General features: G+C 75.7%; 17 protein-coding genes, 2 pseudogenes and 1 riboswitch. Of the genes and pseudogenes, 13 read left to right on the top strand and 6 right to left on the bottom strand.

All coding sequences use genetic code 11. The features are described 5' to 3' along the window. Window positions 1-57: 57 nt before the first annotated feature. The 6 genes and pseudogenes from AB0G13_RS17475 to AB0G13_RS17500 all read left to right on the top strand — a co-directional run. Window positions 58-930: a type II secretion system F family protein gene (locus tag AB0G13_RS17475; RefSeq protein ID WP_357875334.1), complete on the top strand. Its 873-nt coding sequence runs from the start codon at window positions 58-60 to the stop codon at window positions 928-930. A 26-nt stretch (window positions 931-956) separates the two neighbouring features. Then, complete coding sequence (locus AB0G13_RS17480) at window positions 957-1,160, top strand: hypothetical protein (protein WP_357875278.1); 204 nt, start codon at window positions 957-959, stop codon at window positions 1,158-1,160. A gap of 222 nt (window positions 1,161-1,382) precedes the next feature. Further along, window positions 1,383-1,727, top strand: a complete 345-nt coding sequence (locus tag AB0G13_RS17485; protein ID WP_357875335.1) for a TadE/TadG family type IV pilus assembly protein — start codon at window positions 1,383-1,385, stop codon at window positions 1,725-1,727. Next, on the top strand, window positions 1,712-2,191 hold the full coding sequence (locus AB0G13_RS17490) for a TadE/TadG family type IV pilus assembly protein (RefSeq protein WP_357875280.1): 480 nt from the start codon (window positions 1,712-1,714) through the stop codon (window positions 2,189-2,191). The genes AB0G13_RS17485 and AB0G13_RS17490 overlap by 16 nt, the downstream gene beginning before the upstream one ends. Continuing rightward, complete coding sequence (locus tag AB0G13_RS17495; RefSeq protein WP_357875282.1) at window positions 2,188-2,619, top strand: hypothetical protein; 432 nt, start codon at window positions 2,188-2,190, stop codon at window positions 2,617-2,619. The genes AB0G13_RS17490 and AB0G13_RS17495 overlap by 4 nt, the downstream gene beginning before the upstream one ends. A 15-nt stretch (window positions 2,620-2,634) precedes the next feature. After that, window positions 2,635-3,753, top strand: a pseudogene (locus AB0G13_RS17500) (LysM peptidoglycan-binding domain-containing protein); the annotation flags it as partial. 703 nt (window positions 3,754-4,456) lie between these two features. On the opposite strand, the gene AB0G13_RS17505 reads toward AB0G13_RS17500, so the two are convergent. Then, window positions 4,457-5,308: a Rieske 2Fe-2S domain-containing protein gene (locus AB0G13_RS17505; protein ID WP_357875284.1), complete on the bottom strand. Its 852-nt coding sequence runs from the start codon at window positions 5,306-5,308 to the stop codon at window positions 4,457-4,459. Window positions 5,309-5,536: 228 nt separating this feature from the next. Beyond that, on the bottom strand, window positions 5,537-6,166 hold the full coding sequence (bluB, locus tag AB0G13_RS17510; protein WP_357875287.1) for a 5,6-dimethylbenzimidazole synthase: 630 nt from the start codon (window positions 6,164-6,166) through the stop codon (window positions 5,537-5,539). A gap of 38 nt (window positions 6,167-6,204) precedes the next feature. Beyond that, window positions 6,205-6,403: riboswitch (cobalamin riboswitch) on the bottom strand. A gap of 89 nt (window positions 6,404-6,492) precedes the next feature. Between bluB and AB0G13_RS17515 the strand changes: the two genes are divergently transcribed. Together AB0G13_RS17515 and AB0G13_RS17520 are read left to right on the top strand one after the other, a co-directional pair. Then, window positions 6,493-7,410: an EamA family transporter gene (locus tag AB0G13_RS17515; RefSeq protein WP_357875289.1), complete on the top strand. Its 918-nt coding sequence runs from the start codon at window positions 6,493-6,495 to the stop codon at window positions 7,408-7,410. Window positions 7,411-7,452: 42 nt separating this feature from the next. Beyond that, window positions 7,453-8,217: a crotonase/enoyl-CoA hydratase family protein gene (locus AB0G13_RS17520; protein WP_357875291.1), complete on the top strand. Its 765-nt coding sequence runs from the start codon at window positions 7,453-7,455 to the stop codon at window positions 8,215-8,217. A gap of 134 nt (window positions 8,218-8,351) precedes the next feature. Here AB0G13_RS17520 and AB0G13_RS17525 read toward each other — a convergent pair. The 3 genes and pseudogenes from AB0G13_RS17525 to AB0G13_RS17535 form a co-directional block, all read right to left on the bottom strand. Continuing rightward, window positions 8,352-8,618: pseudogene (locus tag AB0G13_RS17525) on the bottom strand (hypothetical protein); the annotation flags it as partial. A gap of 487 nt (window positions 8,619-9,105) precedes the next feature. Next, window positions 9,106-10,107 (bottom strand): LacI family DNA-binding transcriptional regulator, encoded by a 1,002-nt coding sequence (locus tag AB0G13_RS17530; RefSeq protein WP_121397202.1) that lies wholly within the window; start codon window positions 10,105-10,107, stop codon window positions 9,106-9,108. Between the two features lie 113 nt (window positions 10,108-10,220). Beyond that, window positions 10,221-11,696, bottom strand: a complete 1,476-nt coding sequence (locus AB0G13_RS17535) for an FAD-dependent oxidoreductase (RefSeq protein WP_357875294.1) — start codon at window positions 11,694-11,696, stop codon at window positions 10,221-10,223. A 93-nt stretch (window positions 11,697-11,789) separates the two neighbouring features. On the opposite strand from AB0G13_RS17535, the gene AB0G13_RS17540 reads away from it, so the two are divergent. After that, on the top strand, window positions 11,790-12,854 hold the full coding sequence (locus AB0G13_RS17540) for a serine hydrolase domain-containing protein (protein WP_357875296.1): 1,065 nt from the start codon (window positions 11,790-11,792) through the stop codon (window positions 12,852-12,854). A gap of 41 nt (window positions 12,855-12,895) precedes the next feature. On the opposite strand, the gene AB0G13_RS17545 is transcribed toward AB0G13_RS17540, so the two are convergent. Then, window positions 12,896-13,834 carry a phytoene/squalene synthase family protein gene (locus tag AB0G13_RS17545; RefSeq protein ID WP_357875298.1) on the bottom strand — a complete coding sequence of 313 codons (939 nt, stop codon included), beginning with the start codon at window positions 13,832-13,834 and terminating at the stop codon, window positions 12,896-12,898. A gap of 65 nt (window positions 13,835-13,899) precedes the next feature. Between AB0G13_RS17545 and AB0G13_RS17550 the strand changes: the two genes are divergently transcribed. The 4 genes from AB0G13_RS17550 to AB0G13_RS17565 are packed head-to-tail and all read left to right on the top strand — an operon-like array spanning window position 13,900 to window position 18,157. Then, window positions 13,900-15,054 carry a polyprenyl synthetase family protein gene (locus AB0G13_RS17550; protein WP_357875300.1) on the top strand — a complete coding sequence of 385 codons (1,155 nt, stop codon included), beginning with the start codon at window positions 13,900-13,902 and terminating at the stop codon, window positions 15,052-15,054. Next, complete coding sequence (gene crtI, locus AB0G13_RS17555; RefSeq protein ID WP_357875336.1) at window positions 15,054-16,562, top strand: phytoene desaturase family protein; 1,509 nt, start codon at window positions 15,054-15,056, stop codon at window positions 16,560-16,562. The genes AB0G13_RS17550 and crtI overlap by 1 nt, the downstream gene beginning before the upstream one ends. Window positions 16,563-16,596: 34 nt before the next feature. Further along, window positions 16,597-17,217 carry an isopentenyl-diphosphate Delta-isomerase gene (gene idi / locus AB0G13_RS17560; protein WP_357875302.1) on the top strand — a complete coding sequence of 207 codons (621 nt, stop codon included), beginning with the start codon at window positions 16,597-16,599 and terminating at the stop codon, window positions 17,215-17,217. Continuing rightward, window positions 17,207-18,157 (top strand): MerR family transcriptional regulator, encoded by a 951-nt coding sequence (locus AB0G13_RS17565; protein ID WP_357875304.1) that lies wholly within the window; start codon window positions 17,207-17,209, stop codon window positions 18,155-18,157. Before idi ends, AB0G13_RS17565 begins: the two co-directional genes overlap by 11 nt. Window positions 18,158-18,292 lie beyond the last annotated feature (135 nt).

Here is an 18,292-nt window from a genome sequence, read left to right on the forward strand (position 1 = left end):
GAGGAGTGAGCTTGCGAGCCCCGCAGTCGCGAACGAAAGGTCGGCCCCGTGAGCGCGATGGCCCTCAACTGGCAGCTCGCGGTCGCCGTCTGCGGCGGGGCGGCGGTCGGGCTCGGCGTCTTCCTGGTGGTCCGCGAGCTGGTGCCGGCCACCCCCGCGCTCGGGCCCGCGCTGCGCCGGCTGCACCAGCCGCCGGGCGGCGGGCAGCTCGCCGCGCCCGCGGACCGGCGGCTGGAGTGGCTCACCGGGCTGTCCCGCTGGCTGCGGCCACCGCACCGGCAGCTCGCCCTGATCGACCGGACCCCCGAGCAGTACGCCCTGTCGATGCTGCTCTCCGCGCTGATCGGGCTCGCCGCGCCGACGCTGCTCGGCGCCACCCTGTTCGCCGTCGGCATCCGGCTGCCGGTGGTCGTGCCCGTGCTCGGCAGCCTCGGGCTGGCGCTGCTCTGCGCCCTGATCGCGCACCGGTCGGTGCTGGACCGGGCGGACCGGGCGCGCGACGAGTTCCGCCAGGCGGTCTGCACCTACCTCGACCTGGTCGCCTTGCAGCTCTCCGCCGCGCACGGACCGGTGCAGTCGCTGGAGCGGGCGGCGGCGGTCTGCGACGGCTGGGTCTTCGACCGCATCTCGGAGGCCCTGCGGATCGCCCAGATGCAGATGCACTCGCCGTGGGACGAGCTGCGCGACCTCGCCGAGCGCATCGGCATCGCGGAACTGGGCGACGTCGGGGCGATCATGCGCTCCTCCGGCAGCGAGGGCGCGCAGGTGCACGAGACCCTGCGCAGCCGCGCCGACTCGCTGCGCGACCAGATCCGCACCGACAACCTGGCCCGGGCCGAGGGAGTGACCAGCCGGCTCGACATCCCCGGGGCGCTGCTCGTCTTCGTGCTGCTCGGCTTCGCCGTCTACCCGTTCATCGCCCGCCTCTGATCCGCCCCCGAGAGAAGGAGCACGTCATGTCCGTCATCACCCGCCTGCACGTCGCGCTGACGACACGCCTGGCCGAACTGCGCGAGGACGGCGAGCGGGGCGACAGCCCCGTACCCACCGCCGTGATCATCTTCGGCCTGGTCGCCGTGGCGATGGCGGTCACCGCCGCCGCCCTCGGCGCCGCGAAAGACTGGATGGGCAACATCCCCACCCACCAGGATCCGAAGTAACGCCGGGCCGTGCGCCGAGCAGACTCCGTACCGGGGTGCCGGGCGGTCGCCGCCGCCCGGCGTCTCGGCGCGGCCGCCGCCCGGCACCCCGGTCCGACCGCCGCCGGGCGTTCCGGCCCGACCGCCCGGCACTTCGGTCCGACCGCCGCTCGGCGGCTCTGCTCCGCCGTCGCCCGGCGGCTCGCGGTTGGTGGGGGCGAGCGGGGGGCCAACCCGGTCGAGCTGGCGGTGGTGCTGCCGCTGATCCTGCTGCTGCTCTTCGCCTCGATCCAGGCCGCGGCCTGGTTCGTCGCCCGCTCCACCGCGCTCAACGCCGCGCAGAGCGCGGTCAACGCGCAGCGGCTGCACCAGGCGCCGGCCGGAGCCGGCGAGGCCCGGGCCACCCGGTTCCTGCGGGCCGCCGGCGGCTGGCTCGTCGGCTGGGACGATCCCGCCCCGAGCTGCCAGACCACGGCGACCGAGGTGACCTGCACGGTGCGCGGGCGGTCCCTGTCGGTCGTCCCCGGGGTCAGCTTCCCGGTGCGCCAGACCGCCCACGGAACCGTGGAACGGTGGACCACGCCGTGAGCCGTACCGCCGAGCGGGGCTCGGTCTCGATCGAGGTGGCGGTGCTCGCCCCGGCCTTCATCGCGCTGATCGTGCTGGCGGGCGTCGCCGGGCGTACCGCCGTGGCGGCCGAGGCGATCGACGCCGCCGCCCACGACGCCGCCCGCGCCGCCTCGATCTCCCGGGACGCCCGCACCGCCCGCGCCGAGGCCCGGGACGCGGCCCGCCGGCAGCTCGACTGGCGCGGCCTGAACTGCGCCGGCACTCCCGAGGTGACGTTCAGCGGAGCGGTGGGTGGCGCCCCCACCAGCTTCGACGCGGCGTTCCGCAGCCCGGCCGGGCGGGAGGCCTCGGTCACCGTCCGGATCGCGTGCACGGTCTCCTACGGGGACCTGCACCTCTCCGTCCTGCCGGCGATGCCCGCCGGCAAGCGCGTGTCGGCGAGCTTCACGTCGCCGCTGGACCGCTACCGGAGCCGGGGATGACCGCCGTCGCCGGCCGGCGCGACCAGGGCCGGGTGAGCATCTTCCTCGCGGTGGCGATGACCGGCGTCCTCGCCGTCATCGGCATGGCCTTCGACGGCGCGGGCCAGCTGCGCACGCTACAGCGGGCCGACAACCTCGCGGCCGAGGCCGCCCGCGCCGGCGGCCAGGCCATCGACCGGGCCACCGCCATCGCGGGCGGGCCGCCCCGGATCAACCGCCCCCAGGCCCGCCAGGCCGTCGCCGACTACCTCGCCGCCGCCGGTGCCGCCGGCCACACCGTCAGCTTCCCCGTCGTCGACGGGGAGACCCGGGTCCGGGTACGCGTCACCGTCACGCACCGCAGATCCATGCTCGGCCTGTTCGGCTTTGACGAGACCGTCACCGTCTCCGGCGAGGCGACCGCGCGGCCGCTCACCGGGGCACCGTAGGAAGGGAAGGCAGCCATGGCCGCATCGGGGCGTTCCGCCGTACGGCGGACCGGACGCATCCTGACCGGGTTCGGCGCGCTGGTCGTGCTCTGCGCGGTGCTGGCCGGCGCGCCGGTGGCGCTGCTCGCCCTGGCCGGCAACCCGTTGCCCGATCACCTGCCCACCGTCGCGGAGATCGGCTCGACGCTGACCAGCCGCGACGACGGGCGACTCTTCCTGCGGGCGCTGGCGCTGGCCGGCTGGTTCGGCTGGGCCACGTTCGCCTTCTCCGTGCTGGTCGAGCTCTGCGCCCAGGCGCTGCGCCGGCCCGCGCCCCGGCTGCCGGGGATGAGTCGCCAGCAACGGGCCGCCGCCGCGCTGGTCGGTTCGGTCGCACTGATCCTCGCGGCCAGCCCGGCGGCGAGCGCGGCGACGGCGGTCGCCGGCCCGTACGCCCTGCCGGCGGCACCGGCCGCGACCGCGCAGACGACCGGTGCGGAGGCCGCCCGGCCCGCCCCGGTCGCACACAACTGGTCCGCATCGGCCGCGCAGGCCGCCCGGCCCGCCTCGACGGCTCAGGTCGCGCGACCGCTGTCGGCCGCCCCGCCCGCCCAGCCCCCGACCGCTGTTCCGGTCGCCCGGTCCGCCTCGGCCGCCTCCGCCGCTCCGGACGAGGGCGGCGCGGTCTACCGGGTAGCCCGGGGCGACCACCTGGGCGCCGTCGCCCAGCGCTATCTCGACGAGTTCGCCGACTACCGGGAACTGGCCGAGCTGAACCGGCTCGGCGACCCCGACCGGATCCACCCGGGTCAGCTGCTGAGGCTTCCCGGGGAAGCCGAGGACCGGGGTGCCCGCCGGCACGCCACCGGCCGCCTCGTCGCCCGCCCGACCCCGCCCGCGCCCGCCCGGCCGGCCCCGCAACCGGCGCCCGGGCCGGCCGCCCCCGGGCGGGCGACGCCGCCCCCGCCTGCGGCCGAGGCCCCGGTGCCGCCACCGGCGGAGACGGACGCCGGTCAGGCCCCCACGGTGACGGTGGGAGCCGCCCGGGCCGGCGAGCCCGATCGGGTCAACCGACCCCTAGCGGTCTCCGCCGTCCTGGCGGTGGCGAGCATCGTCGGCGCGCAGATCGGCGCGGTCCTGGGCCTGCGCCGCCGCCCGGGCCACGTACCGGCCGGTGGGGCCCGGACCACGGCCCGGACCACGGCCGCCGCCCGCCGGGGCACCGCCACGCGCCGTGGCACCACCACGAGCGGGCGCGGCGCGGGTTACCGGGACACCGGCACCACCCCACGCGGCAGCGCGACCGCGGCCGACCGGGGCGGTACGGACACCGGCATCCACGAAACCGCACGCCCGATCGGTCGGGGCTCTGCGCACCCCACCGGCCACGGTCGCGCGGTCACGACCGCCCCCGGCACCGCCACGGCCCCTGGCACCCACGAGCGCGGGCTGACCGGCCACGGCCGGGCCCACCCGGACTCGCCCCGCGACACCCCGATCGGCCGCCACCGCCGCCCCTGACCCAACCACCGATCCCCACCCACCACCGCCCCGCACCCACCCCACCCACCCCACCGACCGACACCGGCTCGGTGATCAAGAGGTTTGGCCACGCCAGGGAGATCGAACTCGACCCAAACCTCTTGATCGACAGCGGAGGGCGGGAGGGCATGGCGGCGGGAGGGCCGGGCACGGAGGCCGGAGGGCCGGGAGGGCCGGGCACGGAGGCCGGAGGGCCGGGAGGGCCGGGCACGGAGGCTGGAGGGCCGGGAGGGCCGGGCACGGAGGCTGGGAGGCCAGGCACGGCGGCCGGCAGGCCGGAAGGCACGAGGGCCGGCAGGTCGGGTGGGAGTGCGGGTCAGGGGAGGCGGGTCTCCAGGACGCCGTTGACGACACGGGTCGGCAGGACCTGCTGGTCGTTGCCGGACGGGCCGTGCACGACCTCGCCGCCGTTGAGGCGGAACGCGCTGCCGTGCCACGGGCAGACCACGCACGCGTGCCCGTCGATCTCCTGCACCTCGCCCTCGCCCAGCGGACCGCTCTGGTGCGGGCAGCGCTCCAGCATCACGGTGACCTCGTCGCCGTGCCGGTAGAGGATCACCGAGACGTCGTCGACCTCCCGGGTGATCAGCTGGCGCTCCGGCAGGGCGGACATGTCCGCGATGGAGTGCCAGCCGTCGCTCATCCGGTGCAGCTCGGAGATGCTCTGGTTCACCTGCGCGCCCTGCTTGTACGCCAGGTGCCCGCCGAGGTACGCGCCCATGCTGGCGGCGCTGAGCCCGAGGAAGCCGAGCGTACGGCCGAGGTTGTGCCGGCCGGTCATCCGGGCGGCCACCGAGCCGGCGTAGAACGCCAAGCCGACGCTGTTGGACGCGGCGTGCACCAGGCCGACCCGGCGCTGGTCGCGAGCCAGTGCCGCCCAGTCGTTGAGGCCGGCGACCGCGGCCGGGAGGGCGCTGACGGTGCCCACCGCGCACAGTGTGGTGGCGGCCCGGCGCTGCCCCGGCATCAGGTCCAGCACGGCGGTGCTGATCCATGCGCCGACCGGCACCTGCACCATCGCCGGGTGCAGCGGATGGCCCAGCCAGACGCCGTGCAGCAGGTCGCGGACCCGCTGCGGCCGGAGGGTGGCCTGGACGGCGCGCTGCAACCGGTCGCCGACCCGGTCCAGGCCGGATGCCTGCTCGATCTTCGTCAAGAGTGCTCGCACCCGTACCGACTTCCCGGCAGGAGCCGCCGCAAACCGGGCGGCGGTGACGGATCCGCAGCGGTACGTGACGAGGCCCCCGCCGACCCGTAACGGGACGCGCCGGGCGGCGCCCCGCCGCGGTCGCGGACCCGCCGCGCCGACGCCGTCCGGCGGTCAGCCCCGCAACGCTGGCGGGCCGGTCAGCCCTCCGACGCCGGCCCGGTCAGCCCTCCGACGCCGGCCCGGCGGTCAGCCCTCCGACGCCGTCCAGCGGTCGTGGTGGACCGCCTCGGCCAGTGGGCGCTTCTGCCGCCAACCGTGCCGGGCCAGGTCGGGTACGGGCTCGAAGTGGGTGACCGGCCCGAGGCAGAGCCACGCCACGGGCCGAACCCCGTCGGGGATGCCGAGCAGATCGGCGAGCCACGGCTCCCGGTAGAACGACACCCAGCCCACCCCGAGCCCCTCGGCAGTGGCGGCGAGCCAGAGGTTCTGGATGGCGAGGCAGGTCGAGTAGAGCCCGGTGTCGGCGATGGCGTGCCGGCCGAGCACGGCGGGGCCGCCCCGGGCCTGGTCGTGGGTGACCACCACCGACAGGGTCGACTCCAGGACGCCGTCGATCTTGATGCGGGCGAACCGTTCGGCCGCCTCCCCGTCGAGCGTCGCGGCGAAGGCGTCCCGCTCGGTGTGGACGTGCTCGTGGAAGCGGCGGCGCAGCTCCGGGTCGCGCACCAGGACGAAGTCCCAGGGCTGCGAGTAGCCGACGCTCGGCGCGGCGTGCGCCGCCGCCAGCACCCGGTGCAGCGTCTCCTCGGGCACCGGCGCCCCGGTGAACTGGGCGCGTACGTCCCGGCGGCGGTAGATGACGTCGTACAGATCCAAGGCAGGCTCCCGCTGCGCTCGGCCCACGCCACGCCGGACGCGGGCACCGGACGCGAGGCCGGTCTTCGGACTCCCGGATCGACGCCTGGCCGTCCGCCTTCCCGGCCCGGGCGGGCCAGTGGCTGCGCGTACGCGTGGACGGTGGCTCCCCGGTCACCGCGGCGGGCCCGTGCCGGATTCGCACCGGCTTCCCGATTCTCCCCGCTCGCGCGGGGCACCTCACATGATCGTGCCGTCGGGGATGCTAGCGCCGCCGGGCCCGCCCCGGTCCGGCGGGCGTGGAAATCCGGTCGCGGGCCGCCCCGTCCCCGGCCACTGTGGTCCGGGTGTACGCACTCTCCTCCCGCCCGCTGCCGGCCGCCCGGCCGGCGACCAGACTGACCGTCGCGCTGGGGCAGCCCCGGGCCGTGCCGCCCCCGCTGCTGATGCTGCTCGGCATGCTCTCCACCCAGGTCGGGGCGGCCGTCGCCAAGCAGCTCTTCGGCAGCACCAGCGCCGGCGGCACGACCACGCTGCGGCTCGGCTTCGCCGCGCTCATCCTGCTGCTCCTGGTTCGGCCGGGGCTGCGCCTGGGCTGGCGCACCGCCGGCCTGGTCGGGGCGTTCGGGCTGGCCCTGGCGGTGATGAACCTCGCCTTCTACGCGGCCCTGGAACGGGTGCCGCTGGGCGTCGCGGTCACCATCGGCTTCGCCGGGCCGCTGCTGGTGTCGCTCGCCGGCAGCCGCCGGCTCGTCGACGTGGCGTGGGCGGGGCTGGCCGGCGGCGGGGTGCTGCTGATCAGCGGGCTCGGCGGGACCGGGGTGGACCGGGTGGGGCTGCTGTGCTGCGTGGCCGTCGCGGTCGGCTGGGCGGGCTACGTGCTGCTCGGCAAGGCGGTCAGCGCCCGCGTGCCGGACAGCCGGGGCCTCGCGCTGGGGATGGCCGTCGCCGCGCTGGCCGTGCTGCCGTTCGGGGTGGCCGGCAGCGGCACGGCGCTGCTCGACCCGTGGACCCTCGCGCTGGGTGCGGCGGTGGCGCTGCTGTCGTCGGTGCTGCCGTACTCGGCGGAGATGGCGGCGCTGCGTCGGATGCCGGCCCGGGTCTTCGCGATCCTGCTCAGCCTGGAGCCGGCGATCGGCGCGCTGGTCGGGCTGGTCCTGCTGGGTGAGCTGCTGGCCTGGCCGCAGGCGGCCGGGGTGGCCTGCGTGGTCGGCGCCGCGCTGGGCGCCACCCTGGTCCGCCCGGACCGCCCCGACCCGCGCTGACACCTCTGGCGCCGCCGGCACCGCCGGGGGCATGCTGTCCGGATGGGGGTACGCGTCGAACGCGCCGCGGCGGTGACCACGGTGATCCTGGACCGGCCGGCGGCCCGCAACGCGGTCGACGGGCCGACGGCCCGGGCGCTGGCCGACGCGTTCCGCGCCTTCGAGGCCGACCCCGACGCCTCGGTGGCCGTGCTCTGGGGGGCCGGCGGCACGTTCTGCGCCGGGGCCGACCTGAAGGCCATCGGCACCCCGAGCGGCAACCGGGTCGAGGCGCAGGGGGACGGCCCGATGGGTCCGACCCGGATGACGCTCAGCAAGCCGGTGATCGCCGCGATCTCCGGTCACGCGGTGGCCGGCGGGTTGGAACTGGCGCTCTGGTGCGACCTGCGGGTCGCCGAGTCCGACGCGGTGCTCGGGGTGTTCTGCCGCCGCTGGGGGGTGCCGCTGGTCGACGGGGGCACGGTCCGGCTGCCCCGGCTGATCGGCGAGAGCCGGGCGATGGACCTGATCCTCACCGGCCGGCCGGTGCCGGCCGAGGAGGCGTACGGCATGGGGTTGGTGAACCGGCTGGTCGCGCCGGGTGAGTCCCGGGCGGCGGCCGAGCGGCTGGCCGCCGAGCTCGCCCGGCACCCGCAGACCTGCCTGCGCAACGACCGGGCGGCGCTGCTCGCCGGCGCCGGCCTGCCGGAACCGGCGGCGCGGGAGGTCGAGCTGGCGTACGGGATGGAGTCGCTGGCCGCCGACGCGGCGGCGGGGGCCGCCCGGTTCGCCGCCGGCGCCGGTCGGCACGGCGCCCCGGCCCACTGACCGGGCGCAGGTCCGGCCCGCCGGCCCGGCGACGGGACGGAAGGCCCCAACGGGCCGGGCGGTGCGGCCACCGGATGTCCGCTGGCCGCACCGCGCCCGGGAGACCGGCCGCCGCTCGGGCGGCCGGGGGTGGGTCAGTTGCGGTTGATGGTGAACGTCGAGGTGGTGTTCTGGATGTCCACCGCGTTGTTGCTCAGGCGAAGGTTGTTGAAGGTGACCGAGCCGACGGCCGGACCCTGCCCCGCCTCCGGCATCGGGTTTGCCCAGATGCCGAAGCCGGACTTCGCGTCGTAGGCGTCACCGCTCTTGCGGGCGCCGCTGATGGAGACGTTGGTGAAGACCGTGTCGGTGATGGGGAACTGCGGCTGCCCCCCGACGTAGTTGGTCTGGAACATGATGCCGCGCCGACAGATTTTGACAGAATCTTGGAAGGCGGTCGAGTTGCGGGGCTTCGCCCCGATTGGTGCCCGGTCGGATCGAGCCCCGCTTCGCGCCAGGAGCCACCGCTGCCGCGAGCGGCACTCATGATCGGTTGACGCTCCACCGGGCTCCGCGCTGCCCTCCGCCCGGGCCGACGTCAACGGATCATGGGACGCGACGGCGGCGCTACGGGCGCAGGCGGGCACGGCCTGGGATAGCGGAGCGCAGGAGGTCGCCGGCAACGACGGACGGCCGCCGACCGCGAGCAGCGGTCGACGGCCGGAGCGTCGATGGGTGGCCGAAGCGTCGTCCGGTGGACTGGCGGGGTCCGTGGCCGGACCGTCAGTCGGCGGTCAGCGCGATGTGGTCGGCGACGGAAACGGCGGCCGGCGGCCGGTCAGCGACCGAGGCGGAACGGAGGTCAGCGACCCGGGGCGGACCCGATTCAGCGGCCGGGGCGGACCCGGATCAGCGACCGGGAGCGGGCGCGGTGGAACCACGCACCACCAGTTCGGGCTCGAACAGCAACTCGTCGTGCAGCACGCCGGCACCCTCGATCTGGGTGACCAGCAGGTCCACCGCCGCCTGCCCCATCGTCTCGATCGGCTGCCGCACGGTGGTCAACGGCGGGTCGGTGCAGGTCATGAACGCGGAGTCGTCGAAGCCGACCACCGACACGTCGGTCGGCACCACCCGACCCAGCCGCCGGGCGGCCCGGATGGCGCCCAGGGCCAGCACGTCGCTGGCGCAGATGATGCCGGTGACGCCGCGCTCGACCAGCTTGGTCGCCGCGACCCGCGCCCCTTCCATGGAGAAGCTGGAGCGCTCGACGTACGCCGTGTCGTCGCCCCAGCCCGCCGCCTGGGCCATCGCGTCCAGCTTGCGCCGGGACGGCACGTGCCCCTCCGGGCCGAGCACCATCCCGATCCGGTCGTGCCCGAGCGAGCGCAGGTGCCCGTAGGCCTGCTCGACCGCCACCGCGTCGTCGGTGGAGACCCGGGGGAAGCCCAACTCGTCCACACCCGCGTTGACCAGCACCACCGGCAGGCCCCGGTCGGTCAGCCGGCGGTAGTGGTCGTGCCGGGCGTCGGCGAGCGCGTACGAACCACCGGCGAAGATCACCCCGGAGACCTGGTGGTCGAGGAGCATCTCCACGTAGTCCATCTCGGAGACTCCCCCGATGGTGCGGGCGCAGAGCGCCGGGGTGAACCCCCGTTGGGCGAGCGAGCCGGTGACCACCTCGGCGAGCGCCGGGAAGATCGGGTTCTGCAGCTCGGGCAGCACCAGCCCGACCAGCCGGGCACGCTCGCCGCGCAGCTTGGTCGGCCGCTCGTAGCCGAGCACGTCGAGCGCGGTCAGCACGGCCGTCCGGGTCGCCTCGGAGACCCCGTCCCGACCGTTGAGCACCCGGCTGACGGTGGCCTCGCTGACGCCGGCCTTCTTGGCAACTTCGGTCAACCGTTTCGTCACGGCCGCAACTTACGTCATCAGACTGAAAGAAATGAGCAGCCGCCTGCCGGGCGATTGCCTTGCGCTGCCGTGTGCTGCCCGCCGCCCAGCATCGACGCGACGGCGCGGGACCGTCAGGACATGTTGCGCAACGCGTCCTCGATCGCCCGGTGGAAGGTCGGGTACGCGTAGATCATCTGCCGGAGCCGGGCGAGCGGCACGGCCGCGTGCACCGCGACCACCAGGCCGGAGAGCACCTCGCCACCGGCCGGCCCCACCGAGGTCGCGCCGATCAGCACGCCCTGGTCGGCGTCCGCGACCAGCTTGACGAAGCCCTCGTTGCCGGCCTTGTGGATCCAGCCCCGGGCCGACGACGGCACCCGGGCGAGGCCGACCTGCACGTTGACGCCCCGCTCGCGGGCCTGCCGCTCGGTGAGGCCGACCGCGCCGACCTCGGGGTCGGTGAAGGTCACCCGGGGCAGCGCCCGGTAGTCGGCGCGCGGCACCGCACCGGCGGAACCGCCCGACCCCGTGGTGCCCGACGCGCCGACCGCCCCGGACGCGCCACCCGTCGCGCTCGCGGTGCCGCTGGGGTCGGCCCCGCCGTCGGCGCGCCGGGCGTGGTCGAGCACGTCGGCGACGACGATCCCCGCCTGGTACATCGCGACGTGCGTGAACGCCCCCTCGCCGGTGACGTCGCCGACCGCCCAGATCCCCTCCGTGACGTGCAGCCGGTCGTCCACGGCCAGGTAGCGCCGGCCGGCGTCCACCCCGACGGTGTCCAGGCCCAGCCCGTCCAGGTGGGCGCGGCGACCGGTCACCACGAGCAGCCGCTCGGCGGTGAACTCCGCCCCGTCGGCCCCGCGCAGGGTGAAACCGCGCCCGTCGTGGCTGACCCGCTCCGCCCGCACCCCGGTGTGGATCTCCACCCCGTCGGCGCGCAGCGCGGCGGCGGCCACCTCGGACGCCTCCGGCTCCTCGACGGCGAGCACCCGGTCCAGGGCCTCGACCACGGTGACCCGGACCCCGAACCGGGCGAAGACCTGCGCCAGCTCCAACCCGATCGCCCCGCCGCCCAGCACCAGCAGCGACTCCGGCAGCTCCTCGACCTCGATCGCCTGCCGGTTGGTCCAGTACGGCGTTTCGGCCAGCCCGTCGACCGGCGGCACGGACGGCCTGGTGCCGGTGCCGAGCACGATCCCGTGCCGGGCCTGGAAGACCTGCTCGCCGACCCGGACCCGGCCGGGGCCGTCGAGCCGGGCGCTGCCCCGGACGAACCGCCCGCCCTTGCCGGTGAACCGCTCCACGGCGACCGTGTCGTCCCAGGTGTCGGTGGCCTCCTCGCGGATCCGCTTCGCCACCGGCGCCCAGTCGGGCCGGACCTCGGCGGTGCCCGCGAGCCCGTCCACGCGGCGGGCCTCGGCGATCGCGTTGGCCGCCCGGATCATCATCTTGCTCGGCACGCACCCCCAGTACGGGCACTCCCCGCCGACCAGCTCGCGCTCGACGCCGACGACGGTCAGCCCGGCCTCGGCGAGTCGCCCGGCCACCTCCTCGCCGCCGACCCCGAGCCCGATCACGACCACGTCCACCAGTTCCGGATCCGCCATCCCGCCAGCATCGCGCACCGTTCGGCGGCCGGCCAGCCCGTCACCGGCGGAAATCCGCTGCCCGCCGGCGTCCGGACCTCCTACCGTGGCCGGATGCGCACACGCTTCGCCGCCGTCCACGACTGCTTCGCCGAGCTGCTCGCCGAGGGCCGGGAGACCGGGGCCGGCCTGGCGATCTGGTACGACGGCGAGCCGGTGGTCGACGTCGGCGGCGGCGAGCGGTCACCGGGACGGCCGTGGCGGCCGGACACGCTGGTCAACGTCTACTCCGTGGCCAAGCCGGTCGCCGCGCTCTGCCTGCTGGCGCTGGTCGACCGGGGCCGGCTCGACCTGGACGACCCCGTCGCCGACCACTGGCCCGGCTTCCGCGCCCCGGCCACCGTGCGCCAGGTGTTGACGCACACCGCCGGGCTGCCGGCCTTTCCGGTGCCCCGGCCGGCCGCCGCCGTCGCCGACTGGGACCTGCTCTGCGCCGACCTCGCCGCCGCCGAGCCGGAGTGGTCGCCGGGGTCCGTCGCGGGCGAGCACGCCTGGACGTACGGGCACCTGGTGGGCGAGCTGGTGCGGCGCGTCGACGGGCGGTCGGTGGGCCGCTTCCTCGCCGAGGAGATCGCCGGCCCGTGGCGGCTGGACCTCGGCTTCGGCCTCGGCGAGGCGGACCAGCGGCGCTGCGCCGAGCTGCGGTACGGCGATCCGGGGTGGCCGGAGCGGGTGGCCGGCGAGCCGGGTTCGCTCTGGGCGCGGGCGTTGGACAACCCGCCCGGCGGCCGGGACCTGTCGGTGGTGAACAGCCCGCTCTGGCGCGGCGCCGAGGTGCCGGCCGTCAATCTGCACTCGACCGCGGGCGCTCTGGCCCGCCTCTACGCGGGCCTGCTCGCCGGCGGCGTCCTCGACGGCGTACGGCTGTTCAGCCGGGAGCTGGTGGCCGAGGCGACCCGGGTCCAGTACGACGGCGACGACCTGCTGCTCGGCCGGCGGACCCGGTGGACGCTGGGCATGCAGTGGGAGGAGGACGGCAGCTGGGGCATGGGCGGGATCGGCGGCAGCTCCGCCTGGGCCGATCCCGGTCGCGGCTACACCTTCGCCTACGCCACGTCCCACCTGGCCGACCACGACCGGGTCGACGCCCTGGTGGACGCCCTGCACTCCTGCCTCTGACCCGGCGGAGGACCCGTCGGACGGTCAGCGGCAGGAGGCCGTCACGGGGTGGACAGGGCCAGCGGGCCGGGCACCAGGGCGGGACCGGGAATCACCACCGGCGTGCCGACGGGGGTGAGCAGGGCGCGGGCGGCCACCGCCATGCGGCGGCGCTGCGGCACCAGCGCCCGGTCGGCGAAGACGTCGTAGTCCCGCGCGGCCACCTCGTCCAGGATCCCGCCGTACAGCGCGTAGGCGGTGCGCATGCAGGCCTGCGAGGCGGGCGCGAGCAGGGTGATCCCGGGGGCCGCGGCGGCGTAGTGCGCCTGGGCGCGGGTCACCTCGTACGCGATCAGCTCCCGGATCCGCGACGTGGCGTGACCCCGGGCGCGCGCCTCGGCCAGTTCCTCGCGGGTGACGCCGAAGCGGGCCAGGTCGTCGTCGGGCAGGTAGGTCCGCCCCCGGTCGAGGTCCTCGGCCACGTCCCGGATGAAGTTGGTGAGCTGGAAGGCGAAGCCGAGCTGGCGGGCCGGCTCCCGGGCCGCCACCGGGTCCGAGCTGCCCAGGATCGGCAGCATCATGGTGCCGATCACCGCCGCCGAGCCCTCCATGTAGTCGAGCAGGTGGTCGTAGGTGCGGTACGAGGTGACCGTCAGGTCCATCGCCATGCTCTTGAGAAACAACGCGAAGTCGTCCCGGTCGAGATCGAAGACGGCGATCGTGTGCAGTACGGCGGGGAGCAGCGGGTCGTCCACCGGTTCGCCGTGCAGCCCGGCGACGAAGCGGCCGGCCCAGTCGTCGAGGCGCGCGGCGCGCTCGGTCGGGGGCAGCTCCTCGGTGCGGTCGACGATCTCGTCGGCGTAGCGCGTGAATCCATACAACGCGTGCACATGCCGTCGTTTCCAAGCGGGCAGCAGCCGGGTGGCGAGATAGTAGGTGCGGCCGTGCCGTCTGTGCAGCTCACGGCAGCGGCCATAGGCAGCGGTGAGATCGGTGTCCACCGGCACTCCTCATTTATCGACGCACAAATCGACGCAACTCGTAAGCCTAGGGTACGCTCGGGCGCATGGCCAACGACGCAGTTGCGAAGAACTCGCTCCGCGTGGCCCCCGCCGGCCCGGCCGACGGGGACGACCCGGTCCGCGCGGTCCTGGCCGCGTACACCAACGACCTGGTCACGGCGGTGGAGGGCACCCTCGCCGCCTTCCTGGGCACCGAGGTCGACGCCCTGAGCGAGATCGACGCGGCGATGGGCGGATTCGCCGCGACGGCGCGCGACTGCGTGCTGGCCGGCGGCAAGCGCGTCCGCCCCACGTTCGCCTACTGGGGGTGGCGCGGCGCGCCGGGCGGCACGGCTCCGCTGTCGTCGGTGCTGCCCGCGTTCGCCGCCCTGGAGCTGCTGCACACCTTCGCCCTCGTGCAGGACGACGTGATGGACGGCTCCGCGACCCGCCGTGGCCGGCCGACCGTGCACGTGGCGCTGGCCGCCCGGCACGCCGCCGCCGGCCACCGGGGCGACCCGCGTCGGTTCGGCGAGGCGGTCGCAGTGCTGATCGGCGACCTCTGCATGGTCTGGGCCGACCGGCTCCTCGCGCACGCGGCGCTGCCACCGGCCCGCCTGCTCGACGTCCGGCGCTGCTACGACCAGATGCGCGTGGAGACGATCGCCGGGCAGTACCTCGACGTGCTGGGCGAGAGCGACGCGGCGAACTGGTCGGTCGACCGGGCGCTGCGGGTCGCCCGATACAAGACCGCGAGCTACACGGTGCAGCGACCGCTGCTCTTCGGCGCCCGCCTGGCCGGCGTCGGCGGCGACGCCCCGCTGACCGCCGCCTACACCCGCTACGGGCTCGCCGTCGGCGAGGCGTTCCAGCTCTGCGACGACCTGCTCGGCGTCTACGGCGACCCGGCGACCACCGGCAAGCCGGCCGGCGACGACCTGCGCACCGGCAAGCCGACCGTGCTGCTCATGCTGGCCCGGCAGCTCGCCACGCCGACCCAGCGGCGCGCGCTGGACGGGGCCGGCACCGACCTGGGGGACGCGGAGGTCGCCCGGCTCGCCGAACTGGTCGCCGACACCGGGGCCGTCGACCGGGTCGAACGCATGATCTCCGACCGGGTCACCGAGGCGCTGACCGCGCTCGGCACCGCGTCGATCGACGAGACCGCGCGCACCGCGCTCACGGCTCTCGCCACCGCCGCCACCAACCGGCGGGCATGATGGGCAACTTCGCACAAGGAGGTGGTCGCGTGCGCACCGTTGACGGGCGTACGGACCGGGTGGTCGTCGTCGGTGCCGGGCTGGGCGGGCTGGCCTGCGCGCTGCACCTGGCGGGCAGCGGTCGACAGGTGACCGTGCTGGAGCGCGAGCCGGTGCCGGGCGGCCGGGCCGGTCGACTCGGCGTGGACGGCTACGAGTTCGATACCGGGCCCACCGTGCTCACCATGCCCGACCTGATCGCCGAGGCGCTCGCCGCGGTCGGCGAGGAGCTGGACGACTGGCTCGACCTCACCCCGCTCGACCCGGCCTACCGGGCGTACTACCCGGACGGGTCGACGCTGGACGTCATCACCGACACCACCCGGATGGCCGCCGAGATCGCCCGGGTCTGCGGCCCCCGCGAGGCCGACGGCTACCTGCGCTTCGTCGACTACGCGCGCCAGCTCTGGCAGTGGGAACGCGCCGACTTCATCGAACGCAACCTGGACGCGCCCACCGACCTGCTCACCGGCAACCTGGTCAAGCTGCTGGCGGGCGGCGCCTTCCGCCGGCTCCAGACGAAGATCAACCAGTTCTTCCGGGACCCGCGTACCCAGCGGATCTTCTCCTTCCAGGCGATGTACGCCGGCCTCGCGCCGCACGACGCGCTGGCCATCTACGCGGTCATCGCGTACCTCGACTCGGTGGCCGGGGTCTACTTCCCGCGGGGCGGCATCCACGCGGTCTCCCGCGGCATGGCCGGCGCCGCCGAGAAGCACGGCGTCGAGATCCGCTACGACACCACGGTGACCCGGGTGGAGACCGCGAACGGCCGCGCCACCGGCGTGGTGACTGCCGACGGCGAGCTGATCCCGGCCGACGTGGTCGTGCTCAACCCCGACCTGCCGGTCGCCTACCGCGACCTGCTGCCGCCGAGCCGTCCGCGCCGGCTCACCTACTCCCCTTCCTGCGTGGTCCTGCACGTCGGTTCGACGCAGGGGTATGGGAAGATCGCCCACCACAACATCCACTTCGGACGGTCGTGGAAGGGCACCTTCGATGAGGTCATCCGGCGGGGCCAGCTGATGAGCGACCCGTCCCTGCTGGTCACCAACCCGAGCCGGACCGACCCGTCGGTGGCGCCCGCCGGGCGGCACACCTACTACGTCCTCGCCCCGGTGCCCAACCTCGACCGGGCGCCGTTCGACTGGCGGGGCGACCTCACCGAACGCTACGCCGACCAGCTCGTCGAGACCCTGGAGGAGCGCGGCTACGTCGGCTTCGGCGCTGGCGTCGAGGTGCTGCGGGCCGTGACCCCGGCCGAGTGGGCGGAGCAGGGCATGGCCGCCGGCACCCCGTTCGCCGCCGCGCACAGCCTCTTCCAGACCGGCCCGTTCCGCCCGTCGAACCTGCACCGGACGCTGCCGAACGTCGTCTTCGTCGGCTCGGGCACCCAGCCCGGCGTCGGCGTGCCGATGGTGCTCATCTCCGGCAAGCTCGCCGCCGGCCGCATCACCGGGGAAGCCTGATGGCCCTCCCCCTCGGACCCGGGAGACACCTGCCGTGACCACCCGCGAAGAGCATCTCGTCGAGCTCGTCGACGACACCGGGCGGCCGCAGGGCGAGACCACCGTGTCCGTCGCCCACCAGCCCCCGGGCCAGCTCCACCGCGCCTTCTCGGTGCTGCTCGTCGCCCCCGACGGCCGGGTGCTGCTGCAACGGCGGGCCCCGGTGAAGACCCGCTTCCCGCTGCGCTGGGCCAACTCGTGCTGCGGCCACCCCGCGCCCGGTGAGTCCCTGGTCGAGGCCGCCAACCGCCGGCTGCGCGAGGAGCTCGGCGCCGACCCGGTCGAGCTGACCGAGGTCGGGGTGTACGTCTACTACGCCGAGGACCCGACCACCGGTCGGGTGGAGTTCGAGTACGACCACGTCCTGCGGGGCGAGTTCCGGCCGGACAGCCCGCTGCTGCCCGATCCCGACGAGGTGGCCGAGCTGCGCTGGGTCGACCCCGTCGCACTGGCGGCCGGCCTCGACGCCGATCCCCGCGCGTACGCACCGTGGCTGGGCGGGGTGGTGAACCGGCTGCTGGCCGCCTCGGGGCCGACCGCCAGCCCCCCGGGCCCGGCCGTCACCCCGCCCGGCCCGCCAACGAACGAAGCGTCGGAGCGGTCGGGTGGCCGATGAGGCGCTGAGCGCGGGAGCCGTCGCCCGACGGCTGGGCGTCGCCGTGACCACCCTGCGCACCTGGCACCAGCGCTACGGGCTCGGGCCCAGCGAGCACGTACCCGGGCACCACCGGCGCTACACGCCGGCCGACCTCGCGCGCCTGGAGATCATGCGACGGCTCACCGCCCAGGGGGTCACCCCGGCGGAGGCGGCCCGCTGGGCCCGCCGGGCGCCGGACGCCGTGCCCACCGACGCCGGCGTACGCCCACAGGTGCGCGCCGTCGCCGGCCGGGACGGCGGCGGGTCGACGATTCCGGTCGGCCGGGCCGGGCCGGCGGCCCGGGGGCTGGCCCGCGCCGCCACGCGGCTGGACGCGGTCGCGATCGGCGAGACGATCGCCCGGGCCGTCCAGGCGGACGGCGTGATCGCCACCTGGGACGGGTTGCTGCGCCCCGTGCTCTTCGGCATCGGGGAGCGGCACGCCGCCACCGGTGGCCTGATCGAGGTCGAGCACCTGATGTCGCGCTGCGTCTCGGAGGCGTTCGCGGTGGTCGCCCGGGCCGGCGCGCCCGCCGGCCCGGCGCGCATCGTGCTCTCCTGCGCCGACGAGGAGCAGCACACCCTGCCGTTGGAGGCGCTCGCCGCCGCGCTCGCCGAGGCCGGGGTCGGCTACCGGATGCTCGGCGCCCGGATGCCGCTGCCCGCGCTGCTCGAGGCCGTCAACCGGACCGGACCGGCCGCCGTGGTGATCTGGTCGCACGCCCGGGCCACCGCCGACCCCGCCCAGCTCGACGCCCTGCTCGCCGCGCCCCGTCGGCCGCTGCTGGTGCTCGCCGCCGGGCCGGGCTGGCGGGCGGACACGCTGCCCGCCGGGGTGGTGCGGCCGGTCGACCTCACCGAGGCGGTCTCGCTGGCGCTGGCCCTGCGCGACTCGCTGGACCAGGCGACCTCCGACTGACCGGGCGACCCTCGACGACGGGGCGACCTCCGACCGACCGGGCGACCTCCGACCGACCGGGCGACCTCCGACCGACCGGGCGACCTCCGACCGACCGGGCGACCTCCGACCGACCGGGCGACCTCCGACCGACCG

The sequence above is a fragment of the Micromonospora sp. NPDC023633 genome, from assembly GCF_040640035.1.
Lineage (GTDB): Bacteria > Actinomycetota > Actinomycetes > Mycobacteriales > Micromonosporaceae > Micromonospora.